Source organism: Escherichia sp. E10V10 (assembly GCF_004211985.1).
GTDB lineage: Bacteria > Pseudomonadota > Gammaproteobacteria > Enterobacterales > Enterobacteriaceae > Escherichia.
The window spans coordinates 106,082-130,149 of the sequence record NZ_RHJO01000015.1; the positions used below are offsets into that span (position 1 = coordinate 106,082).

Genomic DNA, 24,068 nt, shown 5'->3' on the forward strand with positions numbered 1-24,068 from the left:
CCTTTTTTATCATCTCTGGAACACACACAATCCGTGTGCAGGTCCCGGCCAGACAGCCGTAATCACTGGGTTATCCTCTCCAGCGAATGGGGGAATGGCGTGCCACTCCCCAGCAGGTAAAACAATCTCTGTTACCTCAAGCGTGGCGTTTATTGCGATCAAAAAACGATCCGAAAGCAAAATTTGCAGCTGCTTTGGCCCGTTTTGCCACTCATCCGAGCTTAAAGGTTGAGCATATCGATTCAGCCAACGGACATTGCCATCGCCTTCTTCCCACCAGCGATCCTCTACCAAAGCAGGAATGCGCTTGCGCAAATGGATTAACGCGGCGGTAAACGCCGTTAACCCACTGTTTGCCTGCGACCAGTCCAACCACGTTAGTTGGTTATCCTGACAGTAGGCATTGTTATTGCCATGCTGGCTGTGACCATGTTCATCACCTGCCAGTAACATCGGCGTACCCTGGGAGAGCAACAACGTCGTTAACAGGGCGTGAATGCTGTCGCGCCGCCGTTCAATCAAATCAAGAGTACCGCCTAACCCTTCTTTACCATGATTGTTACTGTAATTGTTGTTGGTCCCGTCGCGATTTTCCTCTCCATTTGCTTCATTGTGTTTATGGTTGAAACAAACGCAGTCGCGAAGCGTAAAACCGTCATGCGCAGTGACGAGATTAATCGCAGCACTCGGCAGACGGCCATTACGTTTAAAAACATCGCTGGAGGCGGCAAAACGCCCGGCAAACTCACCCAGCGACAGGTTATAGTGCAGCCAGAAACGGCGTGCGGCGTCGCGGAAATGATCATTCCACTCGGCAAACAGCGGTGGGAAATTGCCCACCTGATAACCACCTGGCGCGATATCCCACGGTTCGGCAATTAACTTCACTTGCGAAAGCACAGGGCAATTCTGGATAGCCGTAAACAGCGGCGCATCCTGACGAAACTCCGGTGTTCGCCCCATGACTGCTGCGAGATCGAAGCGGAAACCATCAACGTGGCAGGTTTCCACCCAGTAGCGTAGACAGGCGCTGGCGTACTCCACTACCGCCGGATGGCTCAAATTGAGCGTATTACCACAACCAGTCCAGTTGTGATAATCGCCGTCGTCTCTTATCCAATAATAGCTACGGTTGTCGATCCCGCGCAGTGAGAATACCGGACCGTCGAGGTCCAGTTCCGCACTGTGGTTGAGTACGATGTCGAGAATGACTTCAATACCCGCCTTGTGCAGGGCTTTCACTGCGTCGCGAAACTCGTCCAACGCCGTTTCGGGCGAGCTGGCATATGCCGGATGCAGCGCAAACAGCGCCACCGGATTGTAGCCCCAGTAGTTACTTAGCCCCATGCGTTGCAGGCGCGGTTCACTGGCAAACTGCGCCACTGGCAACAGTTCCAGCGCGGTAATGCCCAACCGTTTTAAATAGTTGATCATCACCGGATGGCCGAGCGCTTTATAGGTGCCGCGGATCTCAACCGGGATCTCCGGATGCAGATAGGTTAATCCTTTGACATGGGCTTCATAAATGATGGTGCTGCCCCACGGCGTGCGCGGCGGGGCATCATCCTCCCAGTCATAGTGATCGACCACCACCACGCATTTCGGCGCAATGGCGGCGTTGTCACGATAATCAGGTTCATTATGGCCTGCATGCAGCAGCGGGTTATCTTTAAACTCACCCTCAATTTGCCGCGCGCAAGGATCAATCAACAACTTCGCCGGGTTAAAGCGATGCCCCACGGCAGGTTGCCAGGGGCCATGTACGCGATACCCATAGTGCAAACCCGGGCGCGCATCCGGCAAGTAACCGTGCCAGACATCGCCGCTGCGTCCTGGCAAGTCATACCGGTGTTCTATGCCCTGAGCGTCAAACACACATAGCTCTACCCGCTCAGCATGAGCGGAAAAGAGCGTGAAGTTGACGCCCTGGCCATCATAGTGCGCGCCAAGGGGAGCAGGTTTGCCAATGGCGAGTTGTGTCATTCTCCCTCCCGCACCAGCCAGATAGTGGCCAGCGGTGGTAGAGTAAGGCTCAATGAATGCTGACGACCGTGGCTGGCGATCTCATCGCTATGTACCGCGCCGCCATTGCCAGCATTGCTGCCGTGGTAGTGCATGGAATCGGTGTTGAGAATCTCACGCCACTTACCTGGCTGATTAATGCCAAAGCGATAATCATGGCGCGGCACCGGCGTAAAGTTGCTGGCAACGATAATTTCGTTACCCTCTTTATCGCGACGCACAAAGATCAGCACCGAGCGTTCATGGTCATCCACCACCAGCCATTCAAAGCCGTAGGCGTCGAAATCCAGCTCGTGCAGAGCTTTGTGGTGACGATAAGTATGGTTCAGATCGCGTACCAGTCGCTGGACACCGTGATGCCAGTTGTCGCCACCTTCCAGCAGATGCCAGTCGAGGCTGGCATCGTGGTTCCACTCACGCCCTTGGGCAAATTCATTACCCATGAACAACAGTTTCTTGCCCGGGAACGCCCACATCCAGGCATAGTAGGCTCGCAGATTGGCAAACTTCTGCCATGCATCGCCTGGCATCCTGTCGAGAATCGATTTTTTGCCGTGCACCACTTCGTCGTGCGACAGCGGCAGGACGAAGTTTTCAGTGTAGTTGTAGAGCATCCCGAAGGTGAGTTTATTGTGGTGGTATTGACGATAAACCGGGTCGAGCTTCATGTAATCCAGAGTGTCGTGCATCCAGCCAAGGTTCCACTTGTACCAGAAGCCCAGACCACCAATATCCTGCGGGCGGGAAACGTTCGGGAAGTCGGTAGACTCCTCCGCCATCGTTACTGCACCAGGAACTTGTTCACCGATAATACGGTTGGTATTGCGAAGGAATTCAATCGCTTCCAGATTCTCGCGTCCACCATACTCGTTCGGGATCCACTCACCTTCTTTACGGCTGTAATCACGATAAATCATCGAAGCAACCGCATCGACACGCAGCGCATCGATACCAAAACGCTCGATCCAGTACAGCGCGTTACCAACAAGGAAATTGCTGACTTCGCGACGACCATAGTTGTAGATCAGGGTATTCCAGTCCTGATGGTAGCCTTCACGCGGATCGCTGTGTTCATACAGATTTGTACCGTCAAATTCGGCAAGTGCAAAGTCATCTGTTGGGAAGTGACCCGGCACCCAGTCGAGAATCACGTTCAAACCTGCTGCGTGGGCGGCATCAATGAAATAGCGGAAATCATCGCGAGTGCCAAAACGGCGAGTTGGCGCATACAAACCTGTCGGCTGATAGCCCCAACTGCCATCGAATGGATGCTCGTTAATTGGCAACAGTTCGAGGTGGGTAAAGCCCATCCATTTCGCGTAAGGCACCAACTGATCGGCAAGTTCGCGGTAGCTTAACCAGAAGTTGTTGTCGGCGTGACGACGCCATGACCCCAGGTGAACTTCATAGATAGAAATTGGCGCATCAAACTGATTCGCTTTTTTGCGCTCTTCGGTCTGCACGACCTTTTCAGGCAGTCCGCAAATAAGGGAAGCGGTTTCCGGGCGCATCTGCGCTTCGAAGGCATAAGGATCAGACTTCAAACGCAGATTGCCATTGGCATCAATCATTTCGTATTTATAGAGCTGACCGTTATGCGCGCCAGGGATAAACAGTTCCCAGATGCCGCTCTCTTTACGCAGGCGCATCGGGTGACGACGACCATCCCAGTAGTTGAATTGCCCAACAACCGAGACACGGCGGGCATTTGGCGCCCAGACAGAAAAACGCGTGCCGGTAACGCCATCCATAGTATCTGCGTGCGCACCTAAGGTTTCATACGGGCGCAGGTGGGTACCTTCAGATAACAGCCAGGCGTCCATTTCCTGGATTAAAGGGCCAAAACGGTAAGGATCATCAATCAGATTCTGCTGGCCATGCCAGACAACCGCCAACTGATAGCGGAAAAAATTTTTACGCCGAGGAACGACGCCGCTGAAGAATCCACGAGAGTCGAGACACTCCAGTTTAGCGACTTTGCGTCCAGTTTTTGGTTCAATTACCCACACATCGGTGGCGTCAGGTAAAAGGGCACGGACTTCCAGTCCCGCTGTGGTTTTATGCATTCCAAGTACGGAAAAAGGATCCGCAAAATGACCTGCAATTAGCGCGTTAATCACGTCTCTATCGATACGATCGGACATGCTTGTCTTCCTGTTTTATTGTGTCACCCCATCCAACTAATTTTTGACATCTGGTTGTGACATTTTTTTGACCTGAACGGCGCAGCACTCTGTGCATCCTCTCTACGCCGTCCTCACTTCAGGTAAGGCATTGAATACGTATGTATCCCGCCACCCTTAAAGAATAGCCAATGCTCTATTTAACTCCCGGTAAATCATGAAACATCTGCGCTTACTCCTGTACTACGCACTAAAAGGGGCAGCATTACGCCCCAAATTTAATGAATAAACATTACGCCAGTTGACGAAGCATCCGGCGTAGCGGCTCCGCGGCCCCCCACAGCAGCTGGTCGCCCACGGTAAAGGCTGACAGGAACTCAGGTCCCATATTCAGCTTACGCAGACGCCCTACCGGCGTGGTCAGCGTACCGGTGACGGCAGCTGGGGTTAGCTCACGCATAGTGATTTCGCGATCGTTTGGAACCACTTTTGCCCACGGGTTATGGGCCGCCAACAGTTCTTCCACGGTCGGAATAGACACATCTTTTTTCAGTTTGATGGTGAATGCCTGGCTGTGGCAGCGCAACGCCCCGACACGCACACACAAACCATCTACCGGAATAACGGAAGATGTGTTGAGAATCTTGTTGGTTTCCGCCTGCCCTTTCCATTCTTCGCGGCTCTGACCGTTATCAAGCTGTTTGTCGATCCACGGAATCAGGCTGCCTGCCAATGGCACGCCAAAGTTATCCACTGACAACTCGCCGCTGCGGGTTAAGGTCGTGACTTTGCGTTCAATATCGAGAATAGCAGAGGACGGTGTCGCGAGTTCATCCGCCACATGGCCATACAGTTGGCCCATCTGGGTTAACAACTCACGCATATGTCGCGCACCACCGCCGGAAGCCGCCTGGTAGGTTGCAACGGAAACCCAATCAACAAGATCATTGGCGAATAAACCGCCCAACGACATCAACATCAGGCTTACGGTACAGTTACCGCCAACAAAAGTCCTGATGCCTTTATTTAATCCATCAGTAATGACGTCCTGATTGACTGGGTCAAGAATGATGATGGCGTCATCTTTCATGCGCAGAGACGATGCTGCGTCAATCCAGTAACCTTGCCATCCGCTCTCACGGAGCTTTGGATAGATTTCGTTGGTATACTCGCCGCCCTGACAGGTTACGATGATATCGAGAGCCTTCAGCGCCTCCAGATCAAAGGCATCCTGAAGTGTGCCAGAAGCACCGCCAAAGGAAGGCGCAGCCTGACCAGACTGTGAAGTCGAAAAGAAGACAGGGCGAATGGCGTCGAAGTCGCGCTCTTCAACCATGCGTTGCATGAGAACGGAGCCGACCATACCGCGCCAGCCGATAAAACCAACATTTTTCATAAGCGTTTTTTCCTGCAAAGATGTGTGCTGTATATATGTGCCGGTGTCCTCATGGCACATCTTTCACCATACAAAAAGCAGCCAAAGTCGCAAGTGAAATTAATCAATGATAGCGAAGCCATCAGTAATGCGACTTATCCTGCTTTCGTAGCACGCAGAAAGTCCACGGCAATTATCAGGGAACTTGAGTTATGAATGAAATCATTTCTGCAGCAGTTTTATTGATCTTGATTATGGATCCGCTCGGAAACCTACCTATTTTTATGTCCGTACTGAAACATACAGAACCGAAAAGACGTCGGGCAATCATGGTGCGAGAGTTGCTTATTGCTCTCATGGTGATGCTGGTGTTCCTGTTTGCGGGTGAGAAAATTCTGGCATTTCTTAGCCTGCGGGCAGAAACCGTCTCCATTTCTGGCGGCATCATTCTCTTTCTGATCGCCATTAAGATGATTTTCCCCAGTGCTTCGGGCAATAGCAGTGGGCTTCCGGCAGGTGAAGAGCCGTTTATTGTGCCGCTGGCAATCCCATTAGTAGCAGGGCCGACTATCCTCGCCACATTAATGTTGCTGTCTCACCAGTACCCGAATCAGATGGGGCATCTGGTGATTGCGCTGCTGCTGGCCTGGGGCGGCACCTTTGTTATCCTGCTACAGTCATCGCTATTTTTACGTCTGCTGGGCGAGAAAGGAGTGAACGCACTTGAACGCCTGATGGGATTGATTCTGGTGATGATGGCAACCCAGATGTTCCTCGACGGCATTCGGATGTGGATGAAGGGGTAAGGTTCAAACAGGTGCTGCAAACAATCAGACGCGGCACCTGTTTTATTACCTGAACTGATAATGACCTTCGCCCAATCGGATAACCCTTCCCTCTTCTTCTGCGCGATTCAGCCATACACTAGCTTGTTCGATGGTTAAACCAGTACAAGACGCCAGCCTTTCAATACTTATCGATTCCTTTGCAAGGATCGCCAGTTCCGCTACAAAGAGTTGATAAAAATCGACAGGCGTATGCGCAGGCATTACTGCATAATTTGCGTCATCTTCATGCAGCGAAAACAGTTCTGGTTGAGCGTTACGGAATGCTCTGTCATACATCTGCCCAGGAACGTCTGGCAGTCTGATCGTCACATTTTCAGCCTGTTCAGCACTCCATGACGCCCCATTTTCTACTAATCGTGAATTGGCTGATTGCACATCCTGATTTGGTTTAACCAGGACAGGCAGCCACTGATGTTTTAATGCCTCCATCGCCCCAGTTATCGTTCCACCGGTCATTCCCGCACGTACAACCATTGCGCTTTCAGCAAGGCAATAAACATATTTATTCCGCGCCATCGCATTGCCGACAGTGAAACGTACCTCTGGGTAAAACGGCGAAATCAACACCAGGTTGCCTGCTATAAGCCCTTCACGCCATTTCACTAACGTGCTCGTTTTTAACAAGCTATCAGCTAATACGCCAACGGCAGTTCCCCCGGCCTCTAGTGCCGACGCCATTGCACACTCATCAATACCTCGCGCACCACCAGAGATAACGCAAATCCCCTGTTGGGCCAGTTTCGCTGCCAGTTGTTGGGTATAGCGCAAATCGTCAGTCGGAGCGTCTCGCGAGCCAACAATCGCCATACCTTCCGCTTGCAGTAATGCTTTATTCCCGCAGCCAAATAAAACGGGAGGTGCATCCGTTCGCAATCGGTTTTTCAAGCGAACGGGATAATCGGCATCTCCTCGAGTTAAGATCCATAAACCGGCGCGTTGCCACTTATCTACCGCCAACGCCAGACTATGACCCCGCGCCAGCAAGCCAAGAATACGCTCCTGTGAAATACGCGGATCGCTCCAGCCTGTAAGTTTCTCTTGCGGTTGCGGCACCAGAAGATCGGCGGGACTGATACGTTGGTGCTTCAGCCATAATGCAAACTTCCCCCATTCACTATTACTAAGAGGTTTATACTCACTCGCCGCCGCGCGAGAAAAATCGCTGGTTAGCAGGAGAGTCGCTTGTGCATTGGCTGAAAGATTCATCAATTTTTTACCGAGGTAGAAGCAAGGGCAAGAGGATAAACCGTCGGGCAACCAGCCTGGCGTAACAGTGCTGTCAGAACTGTCAGCGTCCATGCAGAATCCACGATATCGTCAACCAGCAACGCCGGACCTGGCATCAAAGGAGGGGTAATCACAAACGCCCCGTCGAGATTTTGACACTGGTGAAAACGGTTTTGCTGCATTTTCTGCGGTGGATTGTCCACGACTTTTCCAATGGCATCAATAAAAGGTAAGCCTAGTTTCGCCGCCAGTCGCCGGGCAAAATCAGGAACCAGGTCGAGGTGCCTTAATGAAGGAACGCAGCATACCCAGGTTGGTTCAGGATGCGGATTCCAGCGTTGGCGAACCATTTCCGCACATGCCTCCACCAGCTCATCACTGAAGCGCCCCATTTTTTTCTCCTGTGCTACCTGCTTTCCCCACCCGGAATCGCCCCAACGAGAAAGGACTCGCCCCGTAGATCCTTGTAAACCCGCAGGCAAGTTCCCTTTAAATCCGTATTGCGTAAAAGCCCCAGCTGCCACCTGTTTATTGAGATTTAATGGCAGGTCAGCGTGTTTAATAAATAAATTTGCCGCATGGAGTAAGCTGCTATCAATGTCGGGCGACAACAACGGATGCTGAAGACAACTGCTACATTTACCACAACGTTCGGCACTTGGCTCATCGAGTGCGCGGCGCAGAAATTGCATTTTGCACTCCTTGGTCGTGATATAGCTTTCAACGTCTTCCAGCTCGCTTTTTCTCTGATTCATCAAATGGTTAATTCGTTCATGGTCAGGAGAAAAACTGACAATTGTTCTGCGCCATAATTTCTCGGTATACACCACAGGCGATGGATTTTCAGCTACCAGTAACTTCAGTGCTTTTTCTATTTGCCCATAACGAAGATTCGTCCGTTGTTCAATGCCTCGTAGGGTAAGACCGTCATTCTCGCTAAGTACGTTGAGTATTTCATGAATTTGCGCCTCCGCAGGAAAGGCGCTTTCACGGAAGAATTTATGAATAGCGCGGTCTTCACTGCCACAAAGCAGTATGCCAACAGCAGAATCGATACCGCGACCGGCACGCCCCACCTGTTGGTAGTAACCAACTATCGAACCTGGCATCTGGTAATGAATAACAAACCCCAAATCCGGTTTGTCAAAGCCCATTCCCAGCGCCGTCGTCGCGACCAGAACTTTAATTTTATTTGCCAGCAGTGCCTGCTCCAGATATTCCCTGGCAGTATTAGAATCTTCCGCGCCTTCACAAGTCACGCCACTGTAGTAAGCAAATGCACTGATACCATTTTTCCTTAACCACTCGGCGACAAGTTCGGCATCGCGAGTAGTCAGGGTATAAACAATTCCCGATTTGGAAAACTGAGGGATAACCGTTGCTAACCATGCCAGACGGGATGACTGTTCACCTAAGACTAAGGCATCAAGCGCCAAACTTTCGCGAGCCAGCGTTCCACGCTGAATCACAATGTCACCCAATTGCTGACGGATATCCTCAACGACACGGTTATTCGCTGTCGCGGTTGTACCCAGAACAGGGGTATTCGCAGGCAGTTGGCGCAAAATATCTAATATACGTCGGTAATCCGGGCGAAAATCGTGGCCCCAATCAGAGATGCAGTGCGCCTCGTCGACCACAAGCAAGCCAATACGATCGGCTATAGGATATAAAACCGTTTCGATAAAGTCCTGGTTTGCCAAACGTTCCGGGGAAACCAGCAAGCAATCGACCTCACCTTGCAGCAACTTATCGCTAATGCGCTGCCATTCTTCTCTGTTTGTAGAATTCAACGTTTCAGCCGTAATACCTAACCGTTCAGCGGCGGCAACCTGGTTACGCATCAGGGCAAGCAAAGGAGAGATGATAATTGTCGGGCCAACGCCGCGATCGCGGAAGATTTTACTGGCGATGAAGTACACGGCACTTTTCCCCCAGCCAGTGCGTTGGACAACCAGCAGTTTTCGCCGTTGGTTCACCACCGCGTCTATGGCTTCCCATTGCCCTTCCCTGAAAGTAGCGGTGGTATTTCCTAACATCCGCTTTAAAAGCAATTCAGCTCCGTGCTTTTCCATCTTTATCTCCTGCGATCTTTAGGCAGTGATTAGAACGGATTATTAGCAGGTAAATTTGCGAGAGAGATCAAAAAGATGAAGAGGGGAGAAAAGAGAAATGAATTACTGCGAGCAAGCTCGCAGTAATTTGTCGCAGTAATTAACTCAACAGCTGGAACGCAATCATCCCGACGATGGCACCAACAGTGCCGAGGATGGTTTCCATCATGGTCCAGGTTTTCAGCGTTTCGGCTTCGGTCGCACCGGTAAATTTACCGAACAACCAGAAACCAGCGTCGTTAACGTGGCTGACGACAATCGAACCACCAGCGATACAAATCGACAGTGCCGCCATTTGCGCACCGGAGTAATTCAATTGTTCAATAACCGGCATCACCAGCCCCACCGCCGTTAAACAGGCAACGGTGGCAGACCCCTGAATGATGCGCACTGCAGCTGCCAGCACGAAGCAGGTGATGGCAATCGGCAGGCCCATGCCGGTTAACGCTTCGCCCAGCGCCGGACCTACGCCAGAGTCAACCAGCACCTGTTTGAACACGCCGCCTGCACCAATCACCAGCAGAATGATCCCCGCCGGTTGCAGCGCGTGACCGCAAATCTCCATCACTTTGTCTTTTGGCATGCCCTGACGCATTGCCAGGCCATAAATTGCTACCAGACAAGCAACCAGAATCGCAGTAAACGGATGGCCGATAAATTCAAACCATTCGTAAGCAGCTGATCCTTCTGGTACAAAACGCGCAGCAATGGTTTTCAGCCCTACCAGCACCAGCGGCAGCAGGATCAGCGACAGGCTGAATCCAAAAGACGGCATTTTGCCTTCGCCGAGATGCGGTTCGCTGATGTCGTCAGGAATATGCAGCTCCACGTAACGGCTGATGAAATTGCCCCACAGCGGCCCGGCAATAATCATCCCCGGAATTGCCGCACACAGGCCAATCAGGATCATCCAGCCAAAGTCGGCATTCATCTGCGATGCCAGCAGCATCGGCGCTGGTCCAGGCACCAGGAACGCAGCCGCTGCTGCCACGCCTGCGAATAATGGGATTACCAGCTTCACCAGGTTCGTACCGGTGTGGCGCGCCATTGAGAAAGCAACGCTAATCAGCAGAACAATCGCCACTTCAAAGAACAGCGGTAGCGCGCAGACCAGCCCCGCAAGGCCGATGGCATAATGCGCGCGGCTGTGACCGAAGGATTTGAGCATTTTGACGGCAATCTGATCGACTGCGCCGGTTTCATGTAAGATCTTGCCAAACATGGCTCCCAGGGCGACAACCACCGCCAGGAAGCCGAGGGTGCCTCCCATCCCTTTTTCCATCGTCGCTGCGATTTTATCGAGCGGCATACCGGAAAAAAGGCCAGCCCCCATAGACACCACCATCAAAGCCAGGAAAGCGTGCATACGCGCCTTCATGACTAAAAACAGCAGCAGTAAAACAGACCCTACTGCTGTTAAAACAAGCGTTAATGTAGTCACTACTTATTTGCCTTTTTTAATAACCTCAATGGTGCTTGCCACAACACCTTCCAGCGGTTGATCGATATCCACCACCAGTACATCGGTTTCGTCCGCACCCGGCTCCTGCAGCGTTTCAAACTGCGTCACCAACATTTGGGTTTTAAAGAAATGGCCTTTGCGCGCTTTCAGGCGGCTTTCAATCACATCAAAATCGCCTTTCAGGTAGATGAAAGAGAGATTCGGATTACCTTCACGCAGCAGGTCGCGATAGTGTTTTTTCAGTGCAGAGCAGACGATCAGCGACACTTTATTGGTACGCTGCATAGCAAACGCGGCGTCGTTCAGCGCCTGCAACCACGGTTTGCGATCGTCGTCATTCAGCGGTTCACCAGACGCCATTTTTTCGATATTGCGGCGCGGATGGAGGAAATCGCCATCAAGAAACGCGGCATGAAGTTGATGCGCCACTTCACTGGCGACCGCAGATTTGCCGCTGCCCGATACGCCCATTAAGACGTAAATGTGGTGATCATGATTAGTCGTGCTCAAAGTGGTGCCCCCACAGTACAAGAATTAAGAATGTTACGGGTAACTGTTATCGGTAACATTCTCCAGCCGGACAAAAACAGAAGCAATATCCATCCGTGCCTTAAGTGTATAAGTGTGAGCTACTTCAAATTTGTAGGCTTAAATAGATCCACCCGGTGACAAGGTGAAACCTAAATCTAACATTTTCGGCGTCACCGCTTCGCCACGAATACGCGCCAGCAGGCGTTCAGCGCCAATGCTGCCCATCCGCTCACGCGGCGTCAGCACACTTGCCAGCCGTGGCTCCATCACCTGGCCGATGTCATGACCGTGGAAACCGGCAATCGCCATATCGTCAGGAACTTTCAACCCCAGACGCTGACATTCAAACGCCGCGCCGACCGCCAGGTCATCGTTGGTACAGAACACGCCATCCAACTGTGGATATTCCCGCCGCGCCTGACGAATCAGTTCAATACCGGAAGAGTAAGAAGAAGATTGTTCAACCATCACGCTATATGGCACCAGGCCTGCATCCAGCATCGCCTGCTCATATCCCTTCTGTTTGATGATAGTACGTTCGTCGAGACGTGCGCCGAGATAAGCAATGTGACGATGCCCGCGAGCAATAATAGCGGCAGTCATCTGGCGTGCCGCTTCAAAGTTATTAAAACCGACAGCGATATCGAGGCACGGCGACTGGCTGTCCATCAGCTCCACCACCGGAATACCCGCCACTTCAATCATCTTTAAGGTGCGTGGCGTGTGGGTGCGTTCGGTAAGGATCAGGCCATCGATATTCCAGGAGAGCATCGATTCAAGGCGTTCTTGCTCCATTTCCGGTTTATAACCGTAGTGCGCCAGCATGGTTTGATAACCGTGCGCGTCGGTGACGCTTTCGATACCGCGTAATACTTCCGCAAAAACCTGGTTGGTGAGAGAAGGTAACAGGACGCCAATCGCCCGGCTGGTGGCGTTAGAGAGGATATCGGGCGCGCGATTGGGAATATAACCCAGTTCATCAAGAGCGGCGGCAATCTTGCCACGTAGAGCGACGGAAACTTGCTCCGGGTTACGCAAAAAGCGGCTGACCGTCATTTTGGTCACGCCTACACGGTCAGCCACATCCTGAAGTACGGGTCTTTTCTTTTTCATCGTCCTGAAAGGTACAAAAGGGATAGATTCCTTTAGTTTACCACGGACGCATCACAACCTTCCTGATTCCTCAGGAAGGTTTGTGAGATAAATTTAGACTGGCGGTAAATCGAACAGCAGGATTTCACTGTCGCTATCAGCGTGGACGGAAATCGCCTGCTCATCCCAAATCGCCAGACCATCGCTGGTCGAGGCTTTTACGCCGTTAATAGTGACATTACCTTTCACCACCTGGATCCAGACGCGGCGTTCAGCGGCAATCTGATGTATCGACTGCTCATCTTTTACCAGCGCCCAGCGGTACAGTTCCATATCCTGATACACTTTCAGCGAACCGTCACGCGCATCCGGCGAGAGCACCAGTTGTTTACCCTGCACGGCATCGAAGCGACGCTGTTCATAACGCGGCGTAATGCCGTTTTCTTCCGGCATGATCCAGATCTGATACAGATGCAGACGCTCGGTGCTGCTTGGGTTGTACTCTGAGTGACGAATACCCGTACCCGCACTCATAATCTGGAACTCGCCCGCCGGAACCTGTTCTTTATTGCCCATGCTGTCCTGGTGCTCAACAGTACCTTCCAGCACGTAGGTCAAAATTTCCATATCTTTATGCGGGTGAGTGCCGAAGCCCTGCCCTGCTTCAATCACGTCGTCGTTAATCACGCGCAGTGCAGAGAAGCCCATAAAGTTCGGATCGTAATAATTGGCAAAAGAGAAAGTATGCCAGGAGTCCAGCCAGCCATGATTTGCATGACCGCGTTCATTTGCTTTGCGTAAGTAGATCATTTGTATTCGCCCCCTGAATGATTTCGATGGGCTTAGTGTGGACCCGATCTGCCTGGGATGATAGAGGGTGAAAATTGACCCCTCTGTTCAAAAAAATTGAACTATTCGAGGGGCCATCAAACTTACTTCGCGAGAGTCACTGTGGAGGGAGAGGCTTGTTCAAAACCGCGTTCAAGGATTTCCAGATTAGTAAGAACTTCAGATTCCTTGACGTAATTTGGCGCACCGCTGGTGATGGTTTGGTACAACGCATCATAAACGCGCCCATAGTCGCCCATCTCCGGCTTCATCTCTTCTCTGACCGTCACGCCCTCGTCATTGACATACTCCAGCACACCGACCGAATCATCCGCCGCAAATCCAGGTTCGCCCGGTATAATATTAGCCTTCAGGCTGGTTTCCTGCTGGTCGATACCGTATTTAATAAATGTACCTTTCTTACCGTGAACGATAAATTTCGGATAATCGATTTTCACCAGATGACTGGTTTTAACGATCGCTTTCAGGTCGCCATAAAACAGCTGCGCTTCAAAGGTGTCGTCAGGATTGGCTTTATTACGCAGGCTGCGGATGTCATAAGCGACGTGATCCGGGCGACCAAACAGCGAGATAACCTGGTCCAGGGTATGCACACCAAGCCCATAGAACGCGCCATCCTGCGGCAGTCCAGGTTTGGTTTCTGCCACCGGGCGGTAATAGTCAAAATGGCTTTCCACTTCGACAATCTCTCCCAGCTTGCCGCTTTCAATCGCTTTTTTTGCCGTCAGGAAGCAGGAGTCAAAGCGACGATTCTGATACGGCGTGACGGTCAGCCCTTTGCTTTTCGCCAGCGCAAACAGCTCTTTCGCCTGCGCAAGCGTCGGGGTGAACGGTTTTTCGACCAGTACATTTTTCCCGGCTTCCAGCGCGCGCTTCGCGTACTCGAAGTGGCTGTCCGCGTGGGTGCAGACGACAACCAGCTTAACATCGGGATCGTTTAACACTTCGTCGAGATCGCTGGTGAAATGAATATGGGAATAAATGGGGGCCTGTTCTTCCGGCTTCGCATGGCGGCGAAAAATATGCGCGACATGCCAGCTATCCTTGCGGTTAAGTACATACGGCAGATGGTAACGGGTGGTGCTTTTGCCGAAGCCAATAAAGGCACAGTTGATGACCATGATTTCGTCCTTTTTAAGGTGGTTATTTACACCTTAGCGCAAAGCGGACGCGGTTCCTATGCCTGGGCTTCAGTACGTCAGATTGTTGGCAAAGTGCACTTTATTCATGCCGGATGCGGCGTGAACGCCTTATCTGACCTACGGTTCAGGACTATTTGTAGGCCTGATAAGCGTAGCGCATCAGGCGATTTTGCATTTGTCTCAACACGAGGAACACTTCCCGTGGACAAAATGACAAGCAAAAAAAAGCCAGCACCCGGCTGGCTAAGTAATACTGGAAGCAATGTGAGCAATGTCGTGCTTTCAGGTTCTCCGCGAGGGTCTTCCTGATCGCGAGACAATAATAATCATTCTCATTCGCACTTGTCCAACACTTTTTGCAAAAAAATGCATTTGACTCGTATTTGAAAGTCAATGATGTTGAAAGGGACATTTACCCTAAAGAGGACAGAGGAATGAGTGAGATAGTAATACGCCACGCAGAAACGCGCGATTATGAGGCCATTCGGCATATCCACGCCCAGCCGGAGGTGTATTACAACACACTACAGGTGCCTCATCCGTCAGAGCCAATGTGGCAGGAGCGACTCACCGCTCGCCCCGGCATCAAGCAACTCGTCGCCTGTATTGATGGAACTGTAGTAGGTCATCTCACCATTGATGTACAGCAACGCCCACGCCGCAGTCATGTTGCCGATTTTGGTATCTGTGTCGACGCCCGCTGGAAGAATCGCGGTGTCGCCAGCGCCCTGATGCGAGAGATGATTGAAATGTGCAACAACTGGTTGCGGGTAGATCGTATCGAGCTAACGGTGTTCGTCGATAACGCGCCAGCAATTAAGGTCTATAAAAAATTCGGCTTTGAGATTGAAGGGACCGGCAAGAAGTACGCATTGCGTAATGGTGAATATGTTGATGCGTATTATATGGCGCGGGTGAAATAGAGGATTTGCAATCTAAGTTTGTCATTTAAGCCCTCACCTACCGGGAGAGGGCTTAATATATTAATACCCCGCAGTTAAATCATCCACCGAGCGTGGGTCGGATGCGCCGTACAACTCACCGTCCGGCCCAACCATAATACTTTGCGTACTGCCCATCGCCTCTTTCAGCGCCACTTTCTGACCTTTTGCTTCCAGCAGCTTGAGCGTATCCGGGCTAAATCCTTTCTCGACACGCAGCTCGTCCGGCAGCCACTGATGGTGGAAACGCGGTGCATTGGTCGCTTCGGCGATATTCATGCCATAATCGATGCTATTCACCACCATTTGCAGCACGGTGGTGATGATCCGGCTACCGCCAGGGCTTCCGGTGACCAGCCAGGTTTTACCGTCTTTCACCACAATAGTCGGCGACATCGATGACAGCGGGCGTTTGTTCGGCCCGACGGCGTTGGCATCACCGCCCACCAGCCCATAAACGTTCGGCACGCCTGGTTTGGCGGAGAAATCATCCATCTGGTTATTGAGCAAAATACCGCTCTCGCCTGCGACAATACCCGTACCGAAGGTGGTGTTCAGCGTATAGGTAACCGCTACCGCGTTACCGTCTTTATCCACCACTGAGTAATGGGTAGTTTGATTACTCTCATAAGGCGCAAGCTTGCCTGGGCGAATTTCGCTGGATGGCTTCGCTTTATTGATATCGATTTTCTCGGCAATGGATTTGGCATAGGCTTTATTGGTCAGTGCCTGCCACGGGACTTTGACAAAATCCGGGTCGCCAAGATATTCCGAGCGGTCGGCGTAGGCATATTTCTCAGCTTCTGCCATGATTTGCATCGCATCGGCGCTGCCAAAGCCGTATTTCTGCATATCGAAGTTTTCCAGGATATTGAGGATTTGTACGATATGAATACCGCCGGAAGATGGCGGTGGCATGGAGTAAACCTGATACCCGCGATAATCGCCGCTTATCGGTGTACGTTCGACCGCTTTATACGCCGCTAAATCTTCTTTCGTGATCAAGCCACCGTTTTTCTGCATCTCCTGGGCAATCTGTTCTGCTATCGTGCCTTTGTAGAATTCATCCGGGCCGTTTTCGGCAATCATCTCTAGGCTCTTTGCCAGGTTCGCCTGCACCAGCTTGTCGCCCTTTTTCAGCGGCTCGCCCTCTTTCCAGAAGATAGCTTTACTGTTTTCGTGATTCGGCAACACTTCGCTACCGTAGGTTTTGAGATCGTCTGCCAGCGCGTCGTTAACGATAAAACCATCGCGTGCCAGTTTAAACGCTGGCTGCACCACTTTGTTCAACGGCATGGTGCCGTATTTATCCAACGCCAGCGAGAAACCTGCTACCGTACCGGGCGTGCCGGAAGCCAGATGCGAAGTGAGTGATTTTTTGCTGTCCGGGTTGCCCTGATCATCAAGGAACATATCGCGGGTCGCTTTGGCCGGCGCCATTTCGCGGAAATCGATAGCCGTGGTATTGCCATTTTTCGAGCGGATTAACATAAAACCACCGCCGCCCAGATTCCCCGCCTGCGGATGCGTTACCGCCAGCGCGTAGCCCACCGCCACGGCAGCATCAACGGCATTCCCGCCCTCCTTGAGGATATCCCCCCCCACCTGAGTGGCAGTAGCATCTACAGACGCCACCATCCCCTGCTTTGCGCGTACCGGATGGAAGACATCTTCCTCCACACCATAAGAAACAGGTGGCGCGGCTGCCGCACTAAAACAACATCCTGAAAGCAAAGCTGCAATCGCCGCCCGGCGTAAAAACGTCGGTTTTATCATCGTTATTCTCCAGTTATGTGTGGGGCAACCCCAGCTAAGCCTGGTATATAACTCTGAATTAATCATCGTTTTGCCGGGAAGCGAGTAAACTTAAAGGATATCTTCAGAGGAGGATACGCGATGAAACGACTTCTGCTTTTGACGGCACTCCTGCCGTTTGTCGGCTTTGCACAGCCCATTAATACTCTGAACAACCCCAACCAGCCGGGATATCAAATCCCCAGCCAGCAGCGGATGCAAACTCAAATGCAAACGCAGCAAATCCAGCAAAAAGGGATGCTGAATCAGCAACTGAAAACTCAGACGCAATTACAACAGCAGCATTTAGAAAATCAGATTAACAGTAACTCGCAACGGGTATTGCAGTCGCAGCCGGGGGAGCTAAATCCCGCCCGGCAGCAAATGCTGCCCAACACCAACGGCGGGATGTTAAACAGTAACCATAATCCGGATAGTTCGCTAAATCAGCAGCATATGCTGCAAGAGAGGAAAAACGGCGACATGCTGAATCCGCCCAGCACGTCGCAGCCTGACATTCCGTTGAAAACTATTGGGCCGTAAAGTTCGGACCAATTACATCAATCACATCGGTACAGATGCAATCCACGCCCCAGCGCAGCAACTCTGCCGCGCGCTGGGGTTTGTTGACGGTATACACCAGAATCCGTAATCCAGCGTCTTTCAACTGCATCACTCGCGCTTTATCGAGCAACTTATGATTGAGATGAATAGAGACGCAGCCCAGCCGCGTAGTCAACTCGCGCCAGTCGTCGCGCCACTCATCCAGCAACAAACCACGCGGCAGTTCCGGTGCCGCCAGCTGTGCGGCTTCTAAAGCATCAATCTCAAACGATGACAGCAGCGGCGGCGTCATACCGGCCCAAAGTTCGCGTGCCGCCAGCGCCACCATTTTGCCCGTTAATGGCCCGGTGCCAGTGGTGGGCTTGATTTCGATATTCGCCATCATCCCATGTTCGCGACAGCGTTCCGCCACCTGCGAAAGCAACGGCAGCGGCTCACCTTTAAACGCTTTGCTGTACCAACTGCCTGCATCCACGCGCAGTAAATCCTGCCAGTTCAGCTCGCCCGCAACGCCCCAACCGTTGCTGGTGCGTTCAAGATTGTCGTCATGGAGCAGAAAGATCTCGCCATCTTTCGATAACTTCGCGTCAAATTCGATCATCTTATGACCGTATTTTGCCCCCACATCGATTGCTGCCAGGGTGTTTTCCGGAGCCAGTTTACCGCCGCCACGGTGGGCGACGATGCGGGGATAAGGCCAGTTACTCATACTCGTTGTCCTGTTTCACCATCAAAAAGATGCAGCTGATTTTCCGGCAGATGCAGCCACAGCGTGCTACCTGCCGTCGGGCGCTCCTGATGCGCCAGTCGCACCACCAGCTTCTGTTCGCCCCAGCGTCCGTGCGCCAGGTTATCTGCGCCGAGGATCTCCAGCGTGTCCATCACCAGCGGAACGCCACCTTCTGCCTGCGAGCTTAGCGCAATATGTTCCGGGCGAATGCCGAGAGTCATTTTACGCCCGGCATACTGGCGATAGTAACCGTTTAGCGGCAGCGCAATACCGCCATCCAGTTCGAAATGCGTGCCTTCGTTATTCACGCGGCCAGCCAGTAGGTTCATCGCCGGGCTGCCGATAAAACTCGCCACAAACAGGCTGGCGGGCTTTTCGTAGACTTCAACTGGCGTGCCAATCTGTTCGGCAACGCCGCCGTTCATTACCATCACTCGCTGGGCGAGCGTCATCGCTTCAACCTGATCATGGGTAACGTAGAGTGAAGTTGTTTTCAGGCGACGGTGCAGTTGTTGTAGTTCAAGCCGCATCTGCACGCGCAGCTTGGCATCAAGGTTAGAGAGCGGCTCATCAAACAAGAACACCGCCGGCTCACGCACAATCGCGCGCCCCATCGCCACACGCTGGCGCTGACCGCCGGAAAGCTCACGCGGGCGACGTTTGAGCAGGCCGTCCAGTTCCAGAATACGCGCCGCTTCTTTAACGCGCTCGGCAATTTGCTGCTTGCCCATGCCGCGGATTTTCAGCCCCCACGCCATGTTTTCTTCGACGCTCATATGCGGATAAAGCGCGTAGTTCTGGAATACCATCGCAATTCCGCGATCTTTCGGCTCCATTTCGGTGACACGCTTGCGGTCGATCCAGATATCGCCCGTCGTTACCCGCTCCAGTCCGGCCACCATGCGCAATAACGTCGATTTCCCGCAGCCAGACGGCCCGACCATCACGATAAATTCGCCATCCGCAACATCAAGGGTCAGCGGTTTAATGACCTGGGTTTTGCCATCCCAGCTTTTGGTTACTGCCTGTAATTTCAGTCCTGCCATCTTATTTCTCACTATCGACCAGGCCGCGCACAAAGGCACGCTGCATCACTAAAACAATCACTACTGGTGGGATCAGGGTTAACAACATCGCCGCCATCACCGAGTTCCATTCCGTGGTGCCTTCGCCAGTGGCGATCATCCCTTTAATCCCTGCCACGGTGGTGCCGAGATCAACGTCGGTAATAATCAACAACGGCCACAAATACTGGTTCCAGCCGTAAATAAAGGTGATCACAAACAGCGCCGCCAGATTGGTTTTCGACAACGGAAAAACGATGTCGCAAAAGAAACGCATTGGCGACGCGCCGTCGATCCGCGCCGCTTCCACCAGCTCATCCGGCAGCGTCATAAAGAACTGGCGGAAAAGAAACGTGGCGGTCGCCGAGGCCATCAGCGGCAGCGTTAAACCGGCGTAGCTGTCGAGCATCTTCAGGTTGGCGATGACTTCCACCGTCGGGAAAATACGCACTTCAACCGGCAACATCAGAGTGATAAAAATCATCCAGAAGAAGAGGTTACGTAGTGGAAAACGAAACCAGACAATGGCAAATGCCGAGAGCATCGAGACGGTAATTTTGCCGAGCGTAATACTGAACGCCATCACAAAACTGTTAAGCAACATCCGCCAGAACGGCGCACTATTCGTGCCTACCCCATTCACCCAGATGTTGTGGATGTTTTCCAGCAGATGCGTGCCGGGAATAAGCGTCATCGGCGCGGCGTAGACTTCTTGTTTATCCAGCGTCGCCGCGACAAACGCCACGTACAGCGGGAAGAGGATCACCGCGATCCCGAGGATCAGCATGGTATGGCTGAATATTGTCAGCCACGGACGGTTCTCAATCATTGGTAACGCACCTTGCTTTCAACATAGCGGAACTGCACCACCGTCAGCACGATGACGAGGAACATCAACACTACCGACTGCGCGGCAGACGAAGCCAGATCCAGTCCGGTAAAGCCTTCGCGGTAGATCTTATAAATCAGCGTCGTGGTAGCCTGTACTGGCCCGCCGGACGTGGCGGCGTCGATCACCGGGAAGGTGTCGAAGAAGGCATACACCAGGTTCACCACCAGCAGGAAGAAACTCACTGGCGCAATAAGCGGCAGCGCAATCTTAAAGAAGCGGCGAATCGGGCCTGCACCGTCGATGGCTGCGGCTTCAATCAACGAACGGGGAATGGATTGCAGCGCGGCATAGAAGAACAGAAAGTTGTAGCTGATTTGCTTCCACACCGAGGCAAACACCACCAGAAACATTGCCTGACCGCTGTTTTGCGCGTGGTTCCAGTCGTAGCCGAACTCTGCGAGAAAATGAGTGATCAGCCCACGGCCGGGGTTAAACAGGAAGATCCACAATACGGCGGCAACGGCGGGAGCCACGGCATACGGCAGCAGCATCAAGGTTTGATAGAAACGACTGCCGCGCACGATGTACTCCACCAGCGCCGCGAAGAACAGCGACACCAGCAAACCGCTGACGGTGACAAAGGTACTGAATTTTATCGTCGTCCAGAAGGAGTCGAGATAGTAGCTGTCATGGAACAGCGTGACGAAGTTATCCAGGCCGACAAACTGGCTGGAGAAACCAAACGGATCGACGCTTTGTAGCGAGTACCACAACGCTTCGCCCGCAGGCCAGATAAAAAAGATAACGGTGATGATGAGCTGTGGCGCGACCAGCAAATAAGGCAGCCAGCGCGAGCGAAACACCGGACGGGATGATGACATTACGGTTAATTCCTGAACTGTGCCGGATACGCTTCGCTTATTCTGCCTACACACGATGGCAGGTCGGATAAGCGAAGCGCACCCGACATTTCACTGGTTAAGACTTCGTCGATTTCTCAAAGCGGCGCAGTAACTGATTCCCACGCTCAACGGCGGTATCCAGCGCCTGCTGTGGCGTCTTCTTACCGGTCCACACGCTCTCCAGCTCTTCATCCACAATCACGCGGATCTGCGGCATGTTGCCCAGACGCAGCCCTTTGGTGAACGGCAACGGCGGCTTGTTCAGCATCTGACGCGTCGCGGTATCCGCCCCTGGGTTTTTCTCGTAAAAGCCCTGCTCACGCGTCAGGTCATACGCCGCTTTGGTGATTGGCAGATAACCGGTTTTCTGATGCCACTCGGCAGCGTTTTCTGGCTTCGCGAGGAAGTCGAGGAACTTCGCCACGCCGGTATACGTTTCTTTATCTTTGCCCTGCATCACCCACAGGCTGGCCCCGCCGATAATGGCGTTTTGTGGCGCACCTTTCGCATCGGCGTCGTAAGGCATCATGCCTACGCCGTAGTTGAATTTGGCGTACTCGCGAATGTTGGCAAGAGAACCAGAAGAGGCAGTCGTCATTGCGCAATCACCGTTATAGAACTTCTCGGTGGATTCATCCTTACGCCCGACGTAGCTGAAGTCGCCCTTCTTGTTCATCTCTTCGAGCATGGCGATGTGTTTCACCTGCTCCGGCTTGTTGAACTCAAGCACCGCGTCTGTGCCGTCAAAGCCGTTGTTTTTGCTGGCAAACGGCAGGCCGTTCCAGGCGCTAAAGTTTTCCAGTTGGATCCAGCCCTGCCAGCCGCTGGCGTAGCCGCACTTCATGCCGGAGGCTTTCAGTTTCGCGGCATAGTCAGCCAGATCCTGCCAGGTTTTCGGCGGCTGTTCCGGGTCTAGCCCCGCTTTCTTGAAGGCGTCTTTGTTGTAATAGAGAACGGGAGTCGAGCTGTTGAACGGCTGGGAGAGTAAGTGGCCCGTTTTGCTGTCGGAGTAGTAACCTGAAACCGTCGGCACAAACTGCGACTCATCGAATTGAATCCCCGCCTCTTTAAACACGTCATACACCGGTTTAATGGCTTTCGACGCCATCATGGTGGCGGTGCCAACTTCATAAACCTGCAAAATAGCCGGTGCGTTGCCGGTACGAAATGCGGCAATCCCCGCGCTTAAATTCTGTTCGTAGTTACCTTTATAGGTCGGTACAATTTTGTAATCCGGGTTTTCGGCGTTAAAACGTTGGGCCAGAGAATCCACCTCTTTACCCAGTTCCCCTTCCATAGAATGCCAGAACGGAATAGTTGTCACTGCCTGCGCATTGCCCATTAACGCCAGTCCGAGCGCCAGTGCTGAAGCTGTATAATGTAACGGTTTCATCGTTTATCTCTCTTGTTGTACCGAATGCGCGAATTCACGCGTTTTATGCTCGCGGGGTAACATGACATGCTCGAATTACAGAAAAATAACTCTTTTGTTACATTTTTAAGATAGTAAGGTGTCAGAAAGATGACAAGGCGGTGACGGCGTGGGTGAGGGAAAATGGGAGATGGGGCACGGATAATGCTACGTTGGGGAAAATTAACGCGCCAGAGGCTATCTGGCGCAGCACTTATTGAACAATACTCTGCTTCAGCCGTTCATTGGCGGTCTTAATCCATTCCCGGTGGTGTTTTCTGTAATGTGGTCTTGAGCGTTTAGCCGTATCAACCACAGCAACATACTGCTCGTTGGCTTCACGTAACCGACTCATTTTCGCCAGCATTTCCGCATAGTAAATACGCGCCTGCGGGCCAGGGTAATAAGAAACCAACACGTCAAACTCGCTTTCCGCATCTGCGTATTTTTCCTGAGCGGCTAAGGTTCTGGCGAATAACAAGTGCCCTTCTGCCGACTGAAAATCAGGGTTATAACGCATCACATCTTCCAGCGTCTGCTGGCAGGCAGCGAACTCCTGGATGGCAAATTGTGCCTGCGCCAGGCTTAACATCATTGCCGCTTCATGGACGAATATCCCGCTTAACGCCTGCTGATAATGGGGAACGGCTTCGTGATAACGCTCCAGGCGCGCCAGCTCGTTGGCAAGTTGATAGTGGTTTTGATTGGTCTCGGCAATCGCCAGCTCTTCGGTTAATTTGTGCAGGTGGCGTTCCGGATTGATTTTGTCCTGCAGGCGCATCAGCAAAGTACGTCCGTGACGGTCAGCGCCCGTTTCAGGCAGCATCACCATGACGAAATACGCCACGCAACCAATCACCGGAAAACAGAAGATGATAAAAATCCAATACCGCTCTTGTCCGGTACGGTAAGCGTGAATACAGCAAAGCAGTTCAAGCATGACGACAACGGCATAATGCATGGGAGGGAACCTTTCCGTGGCAAATAAGTGGTCTGGTTTTAATCCTCCCGGTCAGTCGAAACAAGTCTGTAAACGGACGAAGAA

The 24,068-nt window shown here is 52.3% G+C and carries 20 protein-coding genes; 3 read left to right on the forward strand and 17 right to left on the reverse strand.

Annotated elements, in window-relative coordinates; translation table 11 throughout:
* Positions 1–9: 9 nt before the first annotated feature.
* The 3 genes from glgX to asd all read right to left on the reverse strand — a co-directional run bounded on the left by glgX (position 10) and on the right by asd (position 5,541).
* Complete coding sequence (glgX, locus tag D9736_RS16265) at positions 10–1,983, reverse strand: glycogen debranching protein GlgX (RefSeq protein ID WP_130258714.1); 1,974 nt, start codon at positions 1,981–1,983, stop codon at positions 10–12.
* Positions 1,980–4,166 carry a 1,4-alpha-glucan branching enzyme gene (gene glgB, locus D9736_RS16270; protein ID WP_130209043.1) on the reverse strand — a complete coding sequence of 729 codons (2,187 nt, stop codon included), beginning with the start codon at positions 4,164–4,166 and terminating at the stop codon, positions 1,980–1,982. Before glgB ends, glgX begins: the two co-directional genes overlap by 4 nt.
* A gap of 271 nt (positions 4,167–4,437) precedes the next feature.
* Complete coding sequence (gene asd / locus D9736_RS16275; protein ID WP_130217716.1) at positions 4,438–5,541, reverse strand: aspartate-semialdehyde dehydrogenase; 1,104 nt, start codon at positions 5,539–5,541, stop codon at positions 4,438–4,440.
* Positions 5,542–5,732: 191 nt separating this feature from the next.
* Between asd and yhgN the strand changes: the two genes are divergently transcribed.
* A complete protein-coding gene (gene yhgN / locus D9736_RS16280; RefSeq protein WP_130217718.1) occupies positions 5,733–6,326 on the forward strand; it encodes an NAAT family transporter YhgN in 594 nt (197 codons plus the stop codon).
* 45 nt (positions 6,327–6,371) lie between these two features.
* Here the strand turns inward: yhgN and D9736_RS16285 are convergent, their stop codons facing one another.
* From D9736_RS16285 to D9736_RS16315, 7 genes are all read right to left on the reverse strand, one after another.
* Entirely contained in the window at positions 6,372–7,667 is a 1,296-nt protein-coding gene (locus tag D9736_RS16285; RefSeq protein ID WP_130258715.1) for a DNA-processing protein DprA, read from the reverse strand.
* A complete protein-coding gene (locus D9736_RS16290) occupies positions 7,574–9,670 on the reverse strand; it encodes a RecQ family ATP-dependent DNA helicase (protein ID WP_130221367.1) in 2,097 nt (698 codons plus the stop codon). Before D9736_RS16290 ends, D9736_RS16285 begins: the two co-directional genes overlap by 94 nt.
* Positions 9,671–9,809: 139 nt before the next feature.
* Positions 9,810–11,150, reverse strand: a complete 1,341-nt coding sequence (gene gntU / locus D9736_RS16295; protein WP_130258716.1) for a gluconate transporter — start codon at positions 11,148–11,150, stop codon at positions 9,810–9,812.
* A 3-nt stretch (positions 11,151–11,153) separates the two neighbouring features.
* Positions 11,154–11,681 carry a gluconokinase gene (gntK, locus tag D9736_RS16300; RefSeq protein WP_000108330.1) on the reverse strand — a complete coding sequence of 176 codons (528 nt, stop codon included), beginning with the start codon at positions 11,679–11,681 and terminating at the stop codon, positions 11,154–11,156.
* A gap of 138 nt (positions 11,682–11,819) precedes the next feature.
* On the reverse strand, positions 11,820–12,815 hold the full coding sequence (gene gntR / locus D9736_RS16305) for a gluconate operon transcriptional repressor GntR (RefSeq protein ID WP_130209047.1): 996 nt from the start codon (positions 12,813–12,815) through the stop codon (positions 11,820–11,822).
* A 93-nt stretch (positions 12,816–12,908) separates the two neighbouring features.
* Complete coding sequence (yhhW, locus tag D9736_RS16310) at positions 12,909–13,604, reverse strand: quercetin 2,3-dioxygenase (RefSeq protein WP_130209049.1); 696 nt, start codon at positions 13,602–13,604, stop codon at positions 12,909–12,911.
* A gap of 122 nt (positions 13,605–13,726) precedes the next feature.
* Positions 13,727–14,764, reverse strand: a complete 1,038-nt coding sequence (locus D9736_RS16315) for an oxidoreductase (RefSeq protein WP_130258717.1) — start codon at positions 14,762–14,764, stop codon at positions 13,727–13,729.
* Positions 14,765–15,219: 455 nt separating this feature from the next.
* On the opposite strand from D9736_RS16315, the gene yhhY reads away from it, so the two are divergent.
* On the forward strand, positions 15,220–15,708 hold the full coding sequence (yhhY, locus tag D9736_RS16325) for an N-acetyltransferase (protein ID WP_130258719.1): 489 nt from the start codon (positions 15,220–15,222) through the stop codon (positions 15,706–15,708).
* A 60-nt stretch (positions 15,709–15,768) separates the two neighbouring features.
* On the opposite strand, the gene ggt is transcribed toward yhhY, so the two are convergent.
* Positions 15,769–17,502, reverse strand: a complete 1,734-nt coding sequence (gene ggt / locus D9736_RS16330; protein WP_130258720.1) for a gamma-glutamyltransferase — start codon at positions 17,500–17,502, stop codon at positions 15,769–15,771.
* Between the two features lie 120 nt (positions 17,503–17,622).
* On the opposite strand from ggt, the gene D9736_RS16335 reads away from it, so the two are divergent.
* Complete coding sequence (locus D9736_RS16335; RefSeq protein ID WP_130209058.1) at positions 17,623–18,063, forward strand: DUF2756 family protein; 441 nt, start codon at positions 17,623–17,625, stop codon at positions 18,061–18,063.
* On the opposite strand, the gene ugpQ is transcribed toward D9736_RS16335, so the two are convergent.
* The 6 genes from ugpQ to D9736_RS16365 form a co-directional block, all read right to left on the reverse strand.
* Positions 18,050–18,793: a glycerophosphodiester phosphodiesterase gene (gene ugpQ / locus D9736_RS16340; protein ID WP_130258721.1), complete on the reverse strand. Its 744-nt coding sequence runs from the start codon at positions 18,791–18,793 to the stop codon at positions 18,050–18,052. The two genes, D9736_RS16335 and ugpQ, sit on opposite strands and share 14 nt — an antisense overlap.
* Positions 18,790–19,860: a sn-glycerol 3-phosphate ABC transporter ATP binding protein UgpC gene (ugpC, locus tag D9736_RS16345; RefSeq protein WP_130258722.1), complete on the reverse strand. Its 1,071-nt coding sequence runs from the start codon at positions 19,858–19,860 to the stop codon at positions 18,790–18,792. Before ugpC ends, ugpQ begins: the two co-directional genes overlap by 4 nt.
* A gap of 1 nt (position 19,861) precedes the next feature.
* On the reverse strand, positions 19,862–20,707 hold the full coding sequence (gene ugpE / locus D9736_RS16350) for a sn-glycerol-3-phosphate ABC transporter permease UgpE (protein WP_000572183.1): 846 nt from the start codon (positions 20,705–20,707) through the stop codon (positions 19,862–19,864).
* Entirely contained in the window at positions 20,704–21,591 is an 888-nt protein-coding gene (gene ugpA, locus D9736_RS16355; protein ID WP_000099289.1) for a sn-glycerol-3-phosphate ABC transporter permease UgpA, read from the reverse strand. The genes ugpE and ugpA overlap by 4 nt, the downstream gene beginning before the upstream one ends.
* 97 nt (positions 21,592–21,688) lie before the next feature.
* Positions 21,689–23,005 (reverse strand): sn-glycerol-3-phosphate ABC transporter substrate-binding protein UgpB, encoded by a 1,317-nt coding sequence (ugpB, locus tag D9736_RS16360; protein ID WP_130221358.1) that lies wholly within the window; start codon positions 23,003–23,005, stop codon positions 21,689–21,691.
* 232 nt (positions 23,006–23,237) lie between these two features.
* Complete coding sequence (locus D9736_RS16365) at positions 23,238–23,984, reverse strand: hypothetical protein (protein ID WP_130258723.1); 747 nt, start codon at positions 23,982–23,984, stop codon at positions 23,238–23,240.
* Positions 23,985–24,068 lie beyond the last annotated feature (84 nt).

Bases quoted from the DNA above. Each gene is read 5' to 3' on its own strand.
- glgB (WP_130209043.1), bottom strand. From the start codon at position 4,166: ATGTCCGATCGTATCGATAGAGACGTGATTAACGCGCTAATTGCAGGT.
- glgX (WP_130258714.1), bottom strand. From the start codon at position 1,983: ATGACACAACTCGCCATTGGCAAACCTGCTCCCCTTGGCGCGCACTAT.
- D9736_RS16290 (WP_130221367.1), bottom strand. From the start codon at position 9,670: ATGGAAAAGCACGGAGCTGAATTGCTTTTAAAGCGGATGTTAGGAAAT.
- ugpB (WP_130221358.1), bottom strand. From the start codon at position 23,005: ATGAAACCGTTACATTATACAGCTTCAGCACTGGCGCTCGGACTGGCG.
- ggt (WP_130258720.1), bottom strand. From the start codon at position 17,502: ATGATAAAACCGACGTTTTTACGCCGGGCGGCGATTGCAGCTTTGCTT.
- ugpQ (WP_130258721.1), bottom strand. From the start codon at position 18,793: ATGAGTAACTGGCCTTATCCCCGCATCGTCGCCCACCGTGGCGGCGGT.
- ugpC (WP_130258722.1), bottom strand. From the start codon at position 19,860: ATGGCAGGACTGAAATTACAGGCAGTAACCAAAAGCTGGGATGGCAAA.
- ugpA (WP_000099289.1), bottom strand. From the start codon at position 21,591: ATGTCATCATCCCGTCCGGTGTTTCGCTCGCGCTGGCTGCCTTATTTG.
- D9736_RS16285 (WP_130258715.1), bottom strand. From the start codon at position 7,667: ATGGACGCTGACAGTTCTGACAGCACTGTTACGCCAGGCTGGTTGCCC.
- asd (WP_130217716.1), bottom strand. From the start codon at position 5,541: ATGAAAAATGTTGGTTTTATCGGCTGGCGCGGTATGGTCGGCTCCGTT.
- gntR (WP_130209047.1), bottom strand. From the start codon at position 12,815: ATGAAAAAGAAAAGACCCGTACTTCAGGATGTGGCTGACCGTGTAGGC.
- ugpE (WP_000572183.1), bottom strand. From the start codon at position 20,707: ATGATTGAGAACCGTCCGTGGCTGACAATATTCAGCCATACCATGCTG.
- yhgN (WP_130217718.1), top strand. From the start codon at position 5,733: ATGAATGAAATCATTTCTGCAGCAGTTTTATTGATCTTGATTATGGAT.
- yhhW (WP_130209049.1), bottom strand. From the start codon at position 13,604: ATGATCTACTTACGCAAAGCAAATGAACGCGGTCATGCAAATCATGGC.
- D9736_RS16335 (WP_130209058.1), top strand. From the start codon at position 17,623: ATGAAACGACTTCTGCTTTTGACGGCACTCCTGCCGTTTGTCGGCTTT.
- D9736_RS16365 (WP_130258723.1), bottom strand. From the start codon at position 23,984: ATGCATTATGCCGTTGTCGTCATGCTTGAACTGCTTTGCTGTATTCAC.
- D9736_RS16315 (WP_130258717.1), bottom strand. From the start codon at position 14,764: ATGGTCATCAACTGTGCCTTTATTGGCTTCGGCAAAAGCACCACCCGT.
- yhhY (WP_130258719.1), top strand. From the start codon at position 15,220: ATGAGTGAGATAGTAATACGCCACGCAGAAACGCGCGATTATGAGGCC.